General features: G+C 68.4%; 16 protein-coding genes. 4 read left to right on the top strand and 12 right to left on the bottom strand.

Features of this window, described 5'->3' with window-relative positions; translation table 11 throughout:
* Positions 1-80: 80 nt before the first annotated feature.
* The 7 genes from AB0M24_RS29385 to gatC all read right to left on the bottom strand — a co-directional run bounded on the left by AB0M24_RS29385 (position 81) and on the right by gatC (position 9383).
* A complete protein-coding gene (locus AB0M24_RS29385) occupies positions 81-2567 on the bottom strand; it encodes a M14 family zinc carboxypeptidase (RefSeq protein ID WP_363774875.1) in 2487 nt (828 codons plus the stop codon).
* Positions 2568-2776: 209 nt separating this feature from the next.
* Entirely contained in the window at positions 2777-5242 is a 2466-nt protein-coding gene (locus AB0M24_RS29380) for a CHAT domain-containing protein (RefSeq protein ID WP_363774872.1), read from the bottom strand.
* Positions 5243-5432: 190 nt separating this feature from the next.
* The gene (locus AB0M24_RS29375; RefSeq protein WP_363774869.1) at positions 5433-5723 is read right to left on the bottom strand and encodes a hypothetical protein; all 291 of its coding nucleotides are present in this window, start codon (positions 5721-5723) and stop codon (positions 5433-5435) included.
* Positions 5724-5909: 186 nt separating this feature from the next.
* Positions 5910-7412: an Asp-tRNA(Asn)/Glu-tRNA(Gln) amidotransferase subunit GatB gene (gatB, locus tag AB0M24_RS29370; RefSeq protein WP_363774866.1), complete on the bottom strand. Its 1503-nt coding sequence runs from the start codon at positions 7410-7412 to the stop codon at positions 5910-5912.
* Positions 7409-7606: a hypothetical protein gene (locus AB0M24_RS29365; protein WP_363774863.1), complete on the bottom strand. Its 198-nt coding sequence runs from the start codon at positions 7604-7606 to the stop codon at positions 7409-7411. Before AB0M24_RS29365 ends, gatB begins: the two co-directional genes overlap by 4 nt.
* Entirely contained in the window at positions 7603-9087 is a 1485-nt protein-coding gene (gene gatA / locus AB0M24_RS29360) for an Asp-tRNA(Asn)/Glu-tRNA(Gln) amidotransferase subunit GatA (protein WP_363774860.1), read from the bottom strand. Before gatA ends, AB0M24_RS29365 begins: the two co-directional genes overlap by 4 nt.
* Positions 9084-9383, bottom strand: a complete 300-nt coding sequence (gene gatC / locus AB0M24_RS29355; protein ID WP_086660690.1) for an Asp-tRNA(Asn)/Glu-tRNA(Gln) amidotransferase subunit GatC — start codon at positions 9381-9383, stop codon at positions 9084-9086. Before gatC ends, gatA begins: the two co-directional genes overlap by 4 nt.
* 230 nt (positions 9384-9613) lie before the next feature.
* On the opposite strand from gatC, the gene AB0M24_RS29350 reads away from it, so the two are divergent.
* The gene (locus AB0M24_RS29350; protein WP_363775081.1) at positions 9614-10267 is read left to right on the top strand and encodes an ACT domain-containing protein; all 654 of its coding nucleotides are present in this window, start codon (positions 9614-9616) and stop codon (positions 10265-10267) included.
* On the opposite strand, the gene AB0M24_RS29345 is transcribed toward AB0M24_RS29350, so the two are convergent.
* A complete protein-coding gene (locus AB0M24_RS29345; protein WP_363774856.1) occupies positions 10264-10947 on the bottom strand; it encodes a 3-keto-5-aminohexanoate cleavage protein in 684 nt (227 codons plus the stop codon). The genes AB0M24_RS29350 and AB0M24_RS29345 overlap by 4 nt on opposite strands.
* Positions 10948-11007: 60 nt before the next feature.
* On the opposite strand from AB0M24_RS29345, the gene AB0M24_RS29340 reads away from it, so the two are divergent.
* Complete coding sequence (locus AB0M24_RS29340) at positions 11008-11130, top strand: hypothetical protein (protein ID WP_363774853.1); 123 nt, start codon at positions 11008-11010, stop codon at positions 11128-11130.
* Between the two features lie 75 nt (positions 11131-11205).
* Positions 11206-11430 carry a hypothetical protein gene (locus AB0M24_RS29335; protein ID WP_363774850.1) on the top strand — a complete coding sequence of 75 codons (225 nt, stop codon included), beginning with the start codon at positions 11206-11208 and terminating at the stop codon, positions 11428-11430.
* On the opposite strand, the gene AB0M24_RS29330 is transcribed toward AB0M24_RS29335, so the two are convergent.
* Positions 11427-11861: a GNAT family N-acetyltransferase gene (locus AB0M24_RS29330; RefSeq protein ID WP_363774848.1), complete on the bottom strand. Its 435-nt coding sequence runs from the start codon at positions 11859-11861 to the stop codon at positions 11427-11429. The two genes, AB0M24_RS29335 and AB0M24_RS29330, sit on opposite strands and share 4 nt — an antisense overlap.
* A gap of 50 nt (positions 11862-11911) precedes the next feature.
* Between AB0M24_RS29330 and AB0M24_RS29325 the strand changes: the two genes are divergently transcribed.
* Positions 11912-12331 carry a hypothetical protein gene (locus AB0M24_RS29325; protein ID WP_363774845.1) on the top strand — a complete coding sequence of 140 codons (420 nt, stop codon included), beginning with the start codon at positions 11912-11914 and terminating at the stop codon, positions 12329-12331.
* Here AB0M24_RS29325 and AB0M24_RS29320 read toward each other — a convergent pair.
* The 3 genes from AB0M24_RS29320 to ligA are packed head-to-tail and all read right to left on the bottom strand — an operon-like array spanning position 12317 to position 15407.
* On the bottom strand, positions 12317-12745 hold the full coding sequence (locus tag AB0M24_RS29320) for a hypothetical protein (RefSeq protein WP_363774842.1): 429 nt from the start codon (positions 12743-12745) through the stop codon (positions 12317-12319). The genes AB0M24_RS29325 and AB0M24_RS29320 overlap by 15 nt on opposite strands.
* A 57-nt stretch (positions 12746-12802) precedes the next feature.
* The gene (locus AB0M24_RS29315; protein ID WP_363774840.1) at positions 12803-13306 is read right to left on the bottom strand and encodes an N-acetyltransferase; all 504 of its coding nucleotides are present in this window, start codon (positions 13304-13306) and stop codon (positions 12803-12805) included.
* Positions 13299-15407 (bottom strand): NAD-dependent DNA ligase LigA, encoded by a 2109-nt coding sequence (gene ligA / locus AB0M24_RS29310; RefSeq protein WP_363774838.1) that lies wholly within the window; start codon positions 15405-15407, stop codon positions 13299-13301. The genes AB0M24_RS29315 and ligA overlap by 8 nt, the downstream gene beginning before the upstream one ends.
* Positions 15408-15432: the final 25 nt, after the last annotated feature.

The raw sequence follows: 15432 nt of genomic DNA, 5'->3' as shown, positions 1-15432 counted from the left end.
CCGGACCGGGGAACCCAGGTCCGGGGTACTGGAAGTGCAGGGGCGGGGAGGCTGTCGGGGCCTCCCCGCCCTTCTTCGTCCTAGCGCGTGCCCGTCCAGTAGATCGCCCGCGCCACCTGGGCGTACAAGCCCTTGGTGTGGTTGCGGAACATCGGCTCGGTGCCGAACAGCACCACCTTCGACCCACCCGCCGACGTGCCCGACACGACCGCGGCCTGACCCGCGGCCGCGTCCTGGCCGCCGGTGCCGTTGTCACGCGGACGCCAGTGGCCCGCCGCGATCACCGTGGTGCCGTAGCGCTGGTCGACGTTCACGCCCGCGCCGAGGTTCGTGAACCACTGCGGCGAGTAGACGAACGAGCTCGGCAGCGCGCCGGTGCCGACCGGTCCGGTGCCGTTGACCACGTTCACCACACCGTTGGCGTCCTCCCAGCCCGCGACGGGAGTGGCCTGCAGCAGGTGGGCGTCGACGTTGAACTTGCCGCCCGTCGCGCCGCGCGTGACCACGCCGCCACGCTTCAGGAACTCGTCCAGCGAGGCCTTGGCACCAGCGTTGAGCTGCGCGTAGTTCAGGCCCGCCGACACGAACAGCACGTCGATCCGCGACCAGTCGAAGCCCGCGTTCAGCACGGCCGTCGAGATCGTGCGGACGTCGAAACCGGACTCCCGCAGCACCTGCAGCTCGTCCGCGCCGACCGCGGCCGCGATCGTCTTGCGCTGCAACGCGGTTCCGCCCGGCTTGGCCGTCGTGAAGCGCACGCCGTAGCGGTCGGCGACCTGGGAGGCGGCGAGACGTTCGGCGGCCGGCACCACGATCGTGCCGTCGTCCTGGCGGCGCAACGTGATCCCGCGGCCGAGCAGGTCGTTGACGGCCTGCGTGTCCTTGGCATCGTTCAACGTCAACGCGAGGTCGGCGCCGGGAGCACCGTCGACGTTGCCGGTCGGGGCCGCGGCGACGACGTCACGACCGTTGAAGTGGAACGCCCCGTTCTTGTAGATGTCGACGGACGCACCCCACAGCAGGCGGTGGCTCCAACCCGAGATGTCGTACATCACCGGCACCTTGGCGCTGATGTCGCTGCCCTGCTCCAGCATCACGTTCGCGAGCGCGCGCTTCGGCTGGTGCATGTCGACCACGTACGACCCGGCCGGATAACGCTTACCGCCCAGCGTGAAGGCCTTTTCCGCACGGGAGACCCGCACGTCGTGAGCGACGAGGTGGTCGACGAGCCGGGCCGCGGCGGGTGCCGAACGGTCGTTGGTGATCACGTAGGCGCGCGGGAACTCCGTGCGGTAGCGGTCTTCCGGTCCGAAGCCCGGCACGAACCCGTCCGGGATCTCGCGCTGCGGCTCGCCCGCCTTGCCGCGGCGGAACATCTCGACCTGGTTGGAGATCAGCTCGCCGCGGTGGTCGTCCACGTAGTCGAGCGTCGTCTTGATGGTCGACTCGACGACGTCGGTGTTGATGCGCGAACGCCGTTGCAGCTCAGCGACCGGCAACGTCTCGTACGCCTGGCGGTTGACCTGCTGCGGGATCTCGATCGTGTACGAGATCGCGCCGTGGTACATCGAGTACTGCGCGGTGTAGATCGGCGCCCAGCCGTCCCACACGCCGGGGTCGTAGTCGCGGAACGGGATCTCGGGCTTCGCGGTCTCGGGGTGGCCGAGGCCCTGCACGCCCTTCTCCATCGCGAGACCGTTGGCGTACCCGTGCTTGATGTACAGGTCGAAGTCGTAGTTCTGGCCGTGCGGCGGAGTGGTCGGCTCGATGAGCGTGTTCTCCGAGTAGCCGTGCTCGTCCAGCATCATCAACGGCTGGGTGTTCTTGACGATGTCCCGCATCGCGCGGCCCTCTGGCTGCGAGCTGGTGGCGAAGTCGCGGTTCATGTCGAAGCCCGCGTTGTTCTGCCGCGTGCCGGCGACACGGCCGTCCGGGTTGGCCGTGAGGTTGAAGTAGATCCTGCTGCGCTGCAGGAGGTTCCTGGTCGCCGCGTCGTTCGCGGTGGCCAGGTGCTCGATGACCCGCAGCGCGCCGTCAGTGCCTTCCCACTCGTCACCGTGGATGTTGTTGTTGATCCACACCGGGGCCTTGTACAGCCCCGCCGGAACCTTGCGTCCCTCTTCGATGTTCGAACGGAACTGTTCCTGCAGACGTGTTTGCGCCGGGTTCTCCGGCGCGGTCAGCGTGACCAGGTAGAGGTCGCGGCCGAGTCCTGACTGGCCGATGACCTCCACCGAGATCCGGTTGCTCTTCTGCTGCAACGCGTTCAGCTTCGGCGCGAGCGAGTGGTACGGCGCCAGGTTGAGCTTGATCGTCTTGTCGGCCGGATTCTCGGGGTACGTCCTGAGTGTTGTCTTGCGCGGATATCCCTTGTAGCGATCAGACTTGTTCTCCCCCTGTGCGAGCACCGACTGCGCTGCGAAAGCGCTGTCCACTGCCGCGACTTCATTGCGCTCAGGCCCGTTGCCAGGCTCTCGGTCTGAGTTCGACGGTTGTGCTGTTCCGTTGACGGGCGCCGCCACCGCCGCGGTGACCGCCAGAAGAACAGCGAGCAGAGTTCTGCGCATGCGGTCGTTTCTCGCACAACGGCCCGCGCATCGACTAGAGCCGATAGGCGGGCCGTTGTTTCCCCTCGGTCAAGACCTGTGCCAACGAGAGTGGCACAAGATCTCGCGAGCGAGCGAGAAAAGTTCACCAACCGCAGCCGTCAATGGGTCACAACTAACCGCTGACCAGCGCGTTCAGTTCATTGAACGATGACAACCACTCGAACGGCCTAGCCGGACCCCAGGCACAGGAACGGCCTGCGGAACGGGTCCTTCGCCATCGCCTCCGCCAACGCCACGGCCGGCGCGGCACCGGCCACCAGCGCGCGGTGGTAGTCGGCCATCGCGGCCGCGCTCGTCTCGTCCCCGACCTTGCTGGCCGCCGCGATCACCGTCCGCGTGCCACCGGCGATCATCGCGCCCGCGAACCCCAGAGCCTCGTCACCAGGACGGACGCGGTTGGACGCGAGCGAACAAGCCGACAGCACCACGTGCGCGGGCGGCTTGCGCAGGCGACCCAGCTCGTGGGCGAACAGCGGGCCGTCGACGAGCTCGAGCCGCGAGAACAACGCGTTCTCGTTCTCGTGTTCACCGTGCGCGGCAACGTGCACGAGATCCGCGCCGTCGAGGTGCCCGAGCACCTCCGCCGCGGTCGCTTCGTCACCCGAGAGAAGCGTTGCCCTGTCGTGGAAAGCGGCGAGCCGGTCCATCTCGTCGTCGGCGAACTGCAGGCTCGGACCCCTGACCAGCAGCACCCGGTCGGTCTTCGGCTTCTCGGCCTGGGTCGCGGCGAGCCAGGCCGTCGCCGAGGGCGCCGTGACGACCGGACGGCCGTGCAGACTGGGCAGGACACCCCAGGGCACCGTGTACAGCGGACCGGTCGGAACGACGACCAGCTCGCGCTCGCCGATGAGGTGGATCAACGGCTTGATCAGCACCGCGTCGAGCGCGGCCGCCTGCCTGCGCGCGGACCCGCCGATCACCTCGACCAGCGGCGGCGGCAGGTAGTCGGGAGCCAGCGCGTTGAGGTCGATGTGGAGCTTCTGGGCGCCTTCCAGCGCGTCGTGGGCGTCTCCGAGCCGGACCGTCCTCACCTGACCGCCCGCGACGACGACGGCCACCATCGCCCCGCCGGACACCACGAAGCTGACCATGGCGCGCTCGCCCAGCTCGGCGATCACCTCGTTGATCGTCGCCATCGGACGGGTGCGGCCCCACCGCTGCGAGTGCCAGCCCAGCCTCGTCGCCTCGCGCTGCGCCTTCATCAGTTGGTTGCGCAGCTCGGTCGTGGGCCTGCCGTCGAGACCAGCCCGCATCAACTCCTGGCCGAGCCCGCGCACTTCGGCGATGCGCTCAGCCAGCTCGTGGTTCTCGATCAGTTCCTGTGGTTCGTAGCGGTAAGCCTGCGCTCGAGTACGTTCCAGCCACATGAACACCTGGCGCGCGTTGTTGTTCTCCAGCGCCAATCGAATTGCGAGCTCACGCAGCTCACGGCCATGCACGGCGGTCGCGGACACGAGCTCCAGACCGCCGAGCTGGTCGCGCACGCGGCCGAGCTCGTCCAGCCCCTTGCGCGCATGCAGCAGTGCGGTACGCCGATCTCCTTTCGCCAGGGCGAGTTCCGCGAGCACAAGTCGGCGTTGCATGCGGTGATCGAGCGGCGTGACACCGCGCTGAGCCGGCAGCCGGCTCAGCAGTTCCTCGGCCTCCACGATTCGACGCCTGCGCACCTGCAGCCGGACGGCGAGCACCCGCGCCAATCTGGCCTCGTCCAGCAGGTGGTTGTCCGCGAGGTGCTCAGACAGGGTCAACGCCTTCTGCACCAGTGCGTTCGTGACTCGCTTGGCGCGAAGAGCGTGAGCCCAGAGCTCGATCAGCGCGGCCATCATCCACCAGTTGCTGCCTCGCTTCTCCAGCTTGCGCATGGAGGCTTTCGCCATCTTGCGAGCGAGGTCGAACTGGTCGTCGAGCAACGCAGCCGACGCCCGGTACATCTCGACCTCGGCGATGTCCTGGCTGACCTTGTTCTTGCGCAGCACCGGCAGTGCCTCGTCGAGCATCCGGCCGACGTGGTCGGACATGCCGACCATCAGCAGGCACTCGGCGTGCAGGAGCTGCGAACTGGCCAGCACCGAGGGCTTCTGATGCGCGCGGTAAAGGCGCTCGGCCTCCTCGTAGTGCCGCAAGGCCTCGACCACGCGCCCGCTCTGCTTGTAGGTGTTGGCGAGTGCCGCGATCGCGTAGGGGTATAGCCGGTCCAGACTGTGCTCACTGCTGAGGACGGCCACCCGTTCGAGATCGGTGATGGCGGCCTTGCTGCGGCGGATGGCGGCGTTCGCCAGTGCCCTGGTGATCAACGAGGACGCGAGCCGGTTGATCCACTCCGCGTCGACCCGTTCCGGAGAGGTCCGCAAGGCGTTCTCGGCGAAATCGATGAATGGGCCGAACCACGGGACCGCCTGTTCCGGCTGGCCCATGCGCATGATGATGCCGGCCTGGTAGTAGTCGGCGTTGCCCTTCAGCAGAACGCGCGACCACGGGTCCTCGAGCCGTTCGATCTCGTGGCGCGCCCGGTCGAAGAACTCGACAGCGGGGTCCAGACCGCTGGCTTCACCGGTGGCGTCACCGAGGAGGTAGAGGATGCGGACCCGCAGCTCCGTCCGTTCCGGACTGTCAGGCGCACGATCGGCGTGCACGAGTGCACGCTTGTGAAGTCGGATGGCGGACGGGAAGCGGTAATGGTCCTGCTCCGTCCATCCCTTCTGGTACAACTCGCGCGCTGTGTCCAAGGCACGAGCGGGCATGTGATCATCACACCACATGCCCCCGAACGCCGCTGTCCGCCATCCAGGCGCAGAGCGTGGTGGCGGACAGCGCGGAGTGTGACTAGGCCACTACTTCTTCGGTCTTGGCCAGGTTGTCCGGGTGGTTCGGGCAGTCCTGGTCGTGCTCGACCGGACCGTCGGTGGTCAGTTCCTCGGCGCTCGCCACGAACTTCGGGTTCTGGCCACAGCACTGCGGCGTGACCGGCGGACCCGGCTGCGGCTGCGGAGTCGGCGCGGGCGCCGGAGGAGCCGGAGGCGGCGGCGTCGGACTCGTGTTTTCGTCGTCCGGCGTGATGATGTCCTTGACCTTGTCGAGGATGTCTTCGAACAGGCCTTCGCGCTGACCAGTCATGAGGATTTCCCCCCTCGTTTGGACTATTTACTTCCCATCCCCCCAGATGGGTGCGTACGGAAGAGTCGCACACACGGCTACAGGTATACGTCTCATTTAGCTAACAGCCACTCGGTCGGCCTAAGATCACAAAGGGTCACCTGCACAAACAGGTGACCCTTTGTGATTTTTGCAGCGAATGTGTATCTACGAGCAGCGTGCGAGCACGATCTCGCGAACGCGGGCCGCGTCGGCCTGTCCCTTCGTGGCCTTCATGACCGCGCCGACGATCGCACCGGCCGCCTGGATCTTGCCGTCGCGAATCTTCTGGGCGACGTCCGGCTGGGCCGCGAGAGCCTCGTCGACCGCCTTCTCCAGCGCCGACTCGTCCGAGACGACCTTGAGGCCGCGCTTCTCGACGACCTCGTCCGGCGAACCCTCGCCTTCGAGCACGCCGTTGACGGCCTCGCGGGCGAGCTTGTTGGTCAGCGCGCCCGAGTTCACCAGCTCGATCACGCGCGCGACCTGCGCGGGCGTGATCGGGAGGTCGGTCAGCTCGACGCCGCGGGTGTTGGCCTGCTGCGCCAGGTACGACACCCACCAGGAGCGGGCCTCGTCCGGCTTCGCGCCCGCCTCGACGGTCGCGATGATGACGTCGAGCGCGTTGGCGTTGACCAGGTCGCGCAGGACCTCGTCGGTGAGGTTCCAGTCCTTCTGGATGCGCGCGCGGCGCTCCCAGGGCAGCTCGGGCAGGGTGCCGCGGAGCTCCTCGACCCACTCGCGCGACGGCGCGATCGGGACCAGGTCCGGCTCCGGGAAGTAGCGGTAGTCCTCCGCCGTCTCCTTCTTGCGGCCGGACGACGTCGACCCCGACGACTCGTCGAAGTGACGCGTCTCCTGGGTCACGGAACCGCCCGACTCCAGCACCGCGGCCTGACGCGTCATCTCGAAGCGGACAGCGCGTTCGACGCTGCGCAGCGAGTTGACGTTCTTGGTCTCGGTGCGGGTGCCCAGCGCGCCGGTGGTCTTCGGCGACAGCGACACGTTCGCGTCGCAGCGCAGCGAACCCTGGTCCATGCGGACGTCGGACACGTCGAGCGCCTTCAGCAGGTCGCGCAACGCCGTGACGTACGCGCGGGCCACCTCGGGAGCGCGCTCCTTGGTGCCCGGGATCATCTTCGTGACGATCTCGATCAGCGGCACGCCCGCGCGGTTGTAGTCGAGCAGCGAGTGCTCGGCACCGTGGATGCGACCGGTGGCGCCACCGACGTGCAGCGACTTACCGGTGTCCTCCTCCATGTGCGCGCGCTCGATCTCGACGCGGATGACCTCGCCGTCGTCCAGCGTCACGTCGAGCCAGCCGTTGAAGGCGATCGGCTCGTCGTACTGCGACGTCTGGAAGTTCTTCGGCATGTCCGGGTAGAAGTAGTTCTTCCGCGCGAACCGGCACCAGTCGGCGATCTCGCAGTTCAGCGCGAGGCCGATGCGGATCGCGGACTCGACGGCCTTGCCGTTCACCACCGGCAGCGAGCCCGGCAGACCGAGGCACGTCGGGCAGGTGTGCGTGTTCGGCTCGCCGCCGAAGATGTTGGCGCAGCCGCAGAACATCTTCGTGTTGGTGTGCAGCTCGACGTGCACTTCCAGACCGAGGACGGGGTCGTACTTCTCGATGACCTCGTCGTAGTCCATCAGCTCAACCAGAGAGGTCATGCCAACTCGTCCTTCCGCAGACCGCGAACGGCCAGCGCCGCACCGGTGATCGCCACGGCGATGCTGGCGATCGCGTTCGCCAGGGCCAGCTTGTCCTTGTCCTCACGAGCGCTCTTCACGCCACGCGCGGCCGCCACGGCACCCGCGATCGCACCCGCGAGACCCAGCAGTCCCTTGATCTTCCTGGGGGTCACAGCGACGGACCTCCGAACGCACCACGCGCGGCCTCGTAGGCGGCGGCGACGCGGTACATGCGGTGGTCCTGCAGCGCCGGAGCCATGATCTGCAGGCCGACCGGCAGACCGTCCTCATCGGACAGACCACTCGGGACGCTCATCGCCGGAGTTCCCGCCAGGTTCGCGGGAATCGTGCAGAGGTCCGCCTTGTACATGGCCATCGGGTCGTTCGCGCGCTCACCGATCTTGAACGCCGTGGTCGGCGTCGTCGGGGAGATGAGCACGTCGAAGTTCTCGAACGCCTTCGCGAAGTCCTGCGTGATCAGCGTGCGGACCTTCTGGGCCGAGCCGTAGTACGCGTCGTAGTAGCCGGACGACAGCGCGTACGTGCCGATCATGATGCGGCGCTTGACCTCGGGGCCGAAGCCGGCCTCGCGGGTCAGCGACATGACCTCCTCGGTGCTGCGCGTGCCGTCGTCGCCGACGCGCAGGCCGTAGCGCATGGCGTCGAACCGGGCGAGGTTCGACGAGCACTCGCTCGGCGCGATGAGGTAGTAGGCGGGCAGCGCGTAGTCGAAGCTCGGGCACGACACGTCCGCGATCTCCGCGCCGAGCTCCTTGAGCTGCGACACGGCGGCCTCGAAGCTGCGCAGCACGCCCTGCTGGTAGCCGTCACCGCTGAACTGCGTGACGACACCGATGCGCAGGCCGGACAGGTCGCCGGACAGACCCTCGCGGGCAGCGGCGACCACGGGCGGCACCGGGGCGTTGATGGACGTGGAGTCCATGTGGTCGTAGCCCGCGATGACCTCGTGCAGCAACGCGGCGTCGAGCACCGTGCGCGCACACGGACCGGCCTGGTCCAAAGAGCTGGAGAACGCGACGAGGCCGTAGCGGGAAACGCCGCCGTAGGTGGGCTTCACGCCGACGGTGCCGGTGACCGCGCCGGGCTGGCGGATCGAGCCACCGGTGTCGGTGCCGATCGCGAGCGGCGCCTGGAAAGCGGCCAGCGACGCGGACGAGCCGCCGCCGGAGCCGCCGGGGATGCGCTCCAGGTCCCACGGGTTGTGCGTGGGGCCGTACGCCGAGTTCTCGGTCGACGAACCCATGGCGAACTCGTCCATGTTCGTCTTGCCGAGGATGACGATGCCGGCTTCCTTGAGCTTGCGCGTCACCGTCGCGTCGTAGGGCGGCAGCCAGCCCTCGAGGATCTTGGAACCGACCGTGGTCGGCACCCCCTCGGTGGTCATGACGTCCTTGAGCGCCAACGGCACACCGGCGAGCGGGCCGACCTGCTCGCCGGCCTTCACGGCCTCGTCGACCTTGCGGGCCTGCGCGAGCGCGCCCTCGGTGTCGACGTGCAGGAACGCGTTGACGCGCTCGTCGGTCGCGGCGATGCGGTCGAGGTGAGCCTGCGTGACCTCGACGGACGAGACCTCACCGCTGTGGATCTTCGCGGCGAGCTCGGCCGCGGTGGCGTGGATCAGGTCGTTGGTCATGCTTCCTCACCCAGGATGCGGGGCACGCGGAACCGGCCGTCCTCGGCTTCAGGAGCGCCTGAGAGCGCCTGCTGCTGACCGAGGCTCGGACGGACCACGTCCTCGCGGAAGACGTTGGTCAGCGGAACGGCGTGCGACGTCGGCGGGATGTCTGCCGTGGCGATGTCGCCCACGGTCGCCACCGACTGGAGGATCACGTCGAGCTGGCCGGCGAACAAGTCGAGCTCGTCCTCGGTAACAGCCAGCCTGGCGAGCTTCGCCAGGTGCGCGACCTCGTCGCGGGAGATGCTGGGCACTCCTGTCAACCCCCGTAGGGTCGGGATTCGAATCGGGAACCCCGTGAGTCTATGGGCTGGTCAGGTGTGCCTTCGAACCGGTTACCGCGTCTACTGTTGACCGGCACGTCAACTTAACCGTTCCGCAACGCGGACAGCAGGTCATGCGTTGACGATGCGTCTGCGAGAATCACCGACCGGCAACGGCGCGAGACGCGGGGTCTCGCGCACGAGCTATGGAGGCGTTCACCTTGTCGTTCCTGATCCGGGTCCAGCTCCCGGACCGTCCCGGCACCCTCGGCGCGGTCGCAACGGCTTTGGGCGAGATCGGGGCGGACATACTCAGCGTGGACGTCGTGGAACGCGGTTCCGGCGTCGCCATCGACGACCTCGTGGTGGAACTGCCGTCCGGCCGCCTGCCCGACACGTTGATCACCGCGGCGGAGTCCGTCGAAGGTGTCGAGGTGGACGCGGTCAGGCCCTACGCGGGCATTCTCGACACCCATCGCGAGCTGGAGCTCGTGGAGGAGGTCGCCGACGAGCCGCACAAGGGCCTGGAGGTCTTCACCGAGGGCGTCCCGAAGATCATCCGGGCGGGCTGGGCCGTCGTGGTCGGCCCCGAGGGCACCGGGATCAACCGGCTGACCTCGTCCTCCGCCGCGCCCGAGACGCGGATGGCCTCCGCGCCGTGGTTCCCGCTGGAGCGCGCGACCGTGCTCGACGGCGAGGACGAGTGGGTGCCGGAGACGTGGCGCGAGCTCGGCACCGAGCTGGCGGCGACGCCGTTGGGCAAGCCCGATCGGGTGCTCGTCGTCGGCCGTCCCGGCGGGCCGATGTTCCGTGCCGCCGAGGTGGCTCGGCTGGCGCACCTGGCCGGGATCGTGGCGGTCGTTCTCCCCGACTAGCTGGGAGCTTTGGACTTCTGGTTTCTGCGCGCCATCGCGATGAGCTCGGCGTTGTTCTTGGCTTTGCGACCGTCCGGCATGTGCAGGGTGTCTTCCAGGCCCATCCGCACGTGGTGTTCGAGCGTCGCCGCGTAGGTGAAGACGGGCCAGGCGTCGGAGTTCCTGCCGTGCAGCAGGATCGGCAGGCCGAGCGGTTCCACCTGCCGCAGCAGGGTTTCCGCGTTGTCCGGGGTCGCGGTGACCGTGATCCGCGTGGTGCCCTTCGGCAGTTCCGTCAGCACGTCAGGAACCTCGACGACGAGCTCGACACCGACGTTGACCTGGTGCAACGCCTGGGCCAGGTCGCGCCAGCCGGGTTCGGCGACGTGGACGCTCGCGACGTCCGGACGCCCGGCGGCCAGCGGGCCCCAGCTCGCGATGAGCGTCGCGCGGTTGCCGGGCACGTTCGTCGACACGCTGATCTCGATGCCCGGCACGGCGGCGCGGACCGTGGCGATCGTCGTGGCCACCTCAGGGCCGACGAGCGTCGGTGCGCCGATGACGTCCCTCGGGTGCAGGTGCACGCTCGTGACACCGAGCGCGGCGACGTCGGCGGCGTCCTCGGCGAGACGCTCGGGGGTCAGCGGCAGGGCCAGGTGCTCCTCGGCTGTGCGGGAGCCGTTCAAACAGGCTTGCAGCACACGTCATACGGTCCCACACAAACGTGGTCCTCGCGTTGCTCCAACAGCTAGTTTGAGGAGATGCGACTGGCCCTCGTGCTCGCTCAGTCCGGTGTGGCGATCGGCGATCTGGTCCTCGGCGTGGCCGGGGTGATCGCGGTGGCGGCCGTGATCGTCGTCGCGGTGATGCGGCGCAAGCGCTGAGCTCCGTTCTGCGGGCGTCCTGATCTACCACCAGAATCGGCCGTGATCGCCCCACCTTCTGGAGGTAAGAAGATCATGGCTGTCACCGTGAACCTCGACATGCTCCTCGACAAGGCTTACGAGAACCTCCCGCTCACCGACATCCTGGACGCCCCTGTCGACGCGCTGCAGGGCGTGAGCCCCGGCGACGCGGAGAAGCTGAAGGCCGCGTTCAACATCAAGACCGTCCGCGATCTGGGCACCAACAAGTACTTCCGCGCCGCCGTGACGTTGCTGGACCTGGAGTCCACCGCTCGTTAGAGCGTGATCCGGTAGTGCACGAACGGCGTCTTCTCCGCGACCTGGTCGTAGAGCCTGCGAGCGGTCTCGTTCCACTCGCTGGTGTGCCAGTAGACGCGGCAGCAGTCGCGCTGCTTCGCCCACTCCGCCACCGCCTCGATGAGCGCGCGGCCGACACCGCGGCCGCGCGCCTCGGGGGCGGTGAAGAGGTCCTGCAGGTAGCAGACGTCCGGGCCCGACGTGCTGGGGTGCCGGAAGAAGTGCGTGATGCCGACGACGGTGTCACCGTCACGGGCACACAGGGCGTGGATGGTCTGGTCGTTCGAGAGCTCGCGCCACTTCTCGTCGTAGGTTTCCGCTGGCAGCGTGCGTTCGTAGAAGGTGTTGTAGCCCTCGAACAGCTCCTGCCACCTCTCGCGGTCCGCGGGCGTCAGCGGGCCGATCGCGATCATGTTGACCCTTCCGTTGGTTTCTTGCGGGGTCACCCGGTTGGATGACGTCCGTGTCGACGAGCCTCACCACCGAGCTGCTGCTGCACCGCGCGGGCACCAAGTCGTACTGGCGCGGCCTGACCTACCGCGACTCCGTGCTGTCCCTGCGGGTGCACAGCCGGCACGTGGCGGCGCGGGTGCGGGGCAGCGACGAGGCGGCGTACGCGGTGGAGCTGTCGTGGTCGGGCACGCACCTGGTGGGCGAGTGCAGCTGCCCGCACGGGTCGGAGGGCTTCTTCTGCAAGCACTGCGTCGCGGTCGGCCTGGTGTTGCTGGACCGGGGCGAGACCGTGCCACCGCCGGACGCCGAGGACGTCGAGCTGCGCGACGTGCTGAGAGCCCTGCCCGCGGAGGTCCTGCGCGACCTGCTGTACGACCAGGCCGCCGGCGATCTCAAGCTGCGGGCGCGGATCATGTCATCGCTCTCCTGACCTGACTGGTGGCGTCACCGCGCTGGTCGGCCTGTCACCAGGCCGCGCGGGGATCGGGCCGGGGATGCCGAGATACCAGCGCCCGTCCCTCAGCGACACCACGATCCGCTCGTCGTAGCGGAAACTGTCGGCGTACGTGCCCAGGACGTGGACGAACGCGAACTTCGGCCCGAAGTCCTGGGTGATGACGACGGACTCGACCGCGAGCGCTCGGCCTCCCCGCTCGTTCAGGTGCGACCTCACCAGGTCCCGCTGGAACTCGCTGACGACGCTCTTGAGCGCGACCTCGTCGTTGTCGTTCATCGCCGCCAGGTAGGTGTCGACGGCGGTGCGCGGATCACGGGCACCGGTCCTGCCGCCGGAGCAGGTGGCCAGCAACAGCACGGACATCAGCAGGACAGCGATCGGTCTCATTCGCGAACCCCCATTCGCAGCTGTCCGGTGGACGCCCTGCACTTGGCGCGGTTGCGTCTAGAGCGGCAGGCCGTACGCGTACACCACCAGCTTGATGCCCGGAAACAGCGCCCAGTCGCGGTCCGGCAGGCGCGTGAAGCCCAGCCGCTCGTACAACCGGTGCGCCGCCACCATCTTCTCCGACGACGACAGCACGATCTGGCCGATGCCCTCCGCGCGAGCCCTGCCGATCACCGCCCGCACTAGCGCCTCACCGACGCCCCGGCCGCGCGCGGCAGCGGCCACCGAGAGCATCCGGAACTCCAGCTCGTCCGGCCGCGCGATCTCGGCGTAGGGCGTGGCGGGGTGCACCACCGTCACGGAACCGAGAACCTCGCCGGAAACGCTGTCCACGGCCACGAGGATCTCGGCGTCGCGGAACCGGGACGCCGAGTCCGCCAACGTCGTCGCGTAGTCGTCGTGCTCGCCGACGTAGCCGTCGACCCGGTACGCCTCGACCGTGATCGCACCGACGGCGGGCAGGTCGGCTTCCGTCGCCGGGCGGATGAGCAGGTCAGCCATCTGCGCCCTCTTCCCCGATGACGGCCACCTCCCTGGCCGCGTCCGGGCCCTGGTCCAGCAGGACGCGGAAGCCCGCCTCGTCGAGAACCGGGACCTTCAGGGAGATGGCCTTGTCGTACTTGGATCCTGGCGAGTCGCCGACGACCACGAAAGCGGTTTTCTTCGACACCGAACCGGCCGCCTTGCCGCCGCGCGCCAGGATGGACTCCTTGGCGCTGTCGCGGGAGAACTCCGTCAGCGAGCCCGTGACCACGATGGACAGGCCTTCGAGGTTGCGCGTGATGGACGCGTCGCGCTCGTCCTCCATCCGCACGCCCGCGGCCCGCCAGCGCTCCACGACGCCTTGGCGCCACTCGGTTTCCCGCCACTCCACGACCGCCGTCGCGATGGTCGGACCAACGCCTTCGGCGCTCGCCAGCACCTCTTCCTCGGCCTCCAGGATCGCGTCCATCGAGCCGAACTGGAGCGCCAGCGCGCGGGCGGCGGTGGGGCCGACGTGCCGGATCGACAACGCGACCAGCACCCTCCACAGAGGACGTTCCTTGGCGGCGGAGAGGTTGTCGATCAGCTTCAGCGCGTTCGCGGACAGCTCGCCGTTCTTCGTCGTGAAGCGCTCGATCAGCCGCAGGTCGTCGGCGTCGAGGTCGAACAGGTCCGCCTCGTTCGTGTACACAGTGGACTCGGTGATCGCCGCGGCCGCCTCGTAGCCCAGCACCTCGATGTCCAGCGCGGCACGGGAAGCCAGGTACGCCAGGCGTTCGCGCAGCTGGCCGGGGCACGTCTCCGCGTTCGGGCAGCGGATGTCGACGTCGCCCTCCTTCATCGGACGCAGCACCGAGTTGCACTCGGGACACCGGGTCGGCATCTCGAACTCGCGCGCGTCGGCCGGGCGCGCGGCCAGCACCGGGCCGAGCACCTCGGGAATCACGTCGCCGGCCTTGCGAATCACGATGCGGTCGCCGATCAGCACGCCCTTGCGCTTCACCTCGGAACCGTTGTGCAGCGTGGCGCGCGCGACCGTCGACCCCGCCACCTTCACCGGTTCCATCACCGCGAACGGCGTGACGCGGCCCGTGCGGCCGACCTGGACCTGGATGTCCAGCAACGTCGTGGTGGCTTCCTCCGGCGGGTACTTGTACGCGATGGCCCACCGCGGCGCGCGCGACGTCGTGCCCAGGCGCCGTTGCAACGACACCTCGTCGACCTTGATGACCACGCCGTCGATCTCGTGGATCGCGTCGTGCCGGTGCTCGCCCCAGAACTCGACGTGCTCGCGGATCGCCGCCGGATCGGTGAGCACCTTGGTGTGCTCCGACGTCGGCAGGCCCCACGACTTCAGAGCCTCGTACGCGAGCGACTGGCGGGCGACCTCGAAACCCGCGGTCTTGCCGATGCCGTGGCAGATCATCCGCAGCTTGCGCGACGCGGTGACCTTCGGGTCCTTCTGCCGCAACGAACCCGCGGCCGTGTTGCGCGGGTTCGCGAACGGCGGCTTGCCCTGCTCGACCAGCGAGGCGTTCAGCGCCAGGAAGTCCTCGACCGCGAAGAACACCTCGCCGCGCACCTCGACCAGATCCGGCACCGGGTACTCGGAAGAACCCTTCAGCGTCACCGGCACGTCCGCGATCGTCCGGACGTTCAGCGTGACGTCCTCACCCGTCCGCCCGTCTCCGCGGGTCAACGCGCGCGTCAGCTTGCCCTTCTCGTACAGCAGGTTGATCGCGAGGCCGTCGATCTTCAGCTCGCACAGGAAGTGCGTGCCCTCGCCGATGTCCTTCTGCACGCGTTCGAACCACGCCGTCAGCTCGTCCTGCGCGAAGACGTTGTCCAGGCTGAGCATGCGCTCCAGGTGGTCGACCGCCTTGAACTCGGTCGAGAACGTGCCGCCGACGAGCTGCGTCGGCGAGTCCGGTGTGGCCAGACCCGGATGCTCGGCCTCCAGCGCCTCGAGTTCCTTGAGCAGCGCGTCGAACTCACCGTCGGTGACGATCGGGTCGTCCAGCACGTAGTAGCGGAACTGGTGCGAGCGCACCTGTTCCGCGAGCACGGCATGGCGCTCGCGCACCTCGGCGGGGACGTCTTCAAGGCTCTCGCTGGTCACGCCGGACAGCGTAGTAACGAGACGA

The organism is Lentzea sp. NPDC051838, from assembly GCF_040681245.1.
In the GTDB taxonomy this organism is placed as follows: Bacteria; Actinomycetota; Actinomycetes; order Mycobacteriales; family Pseudonocardiaceae; genus Lentzea.
Note: the sequence above shows the minus strand (reverse complement) of the source record. Positions and strands in the feature narration are given on the sequence as shown.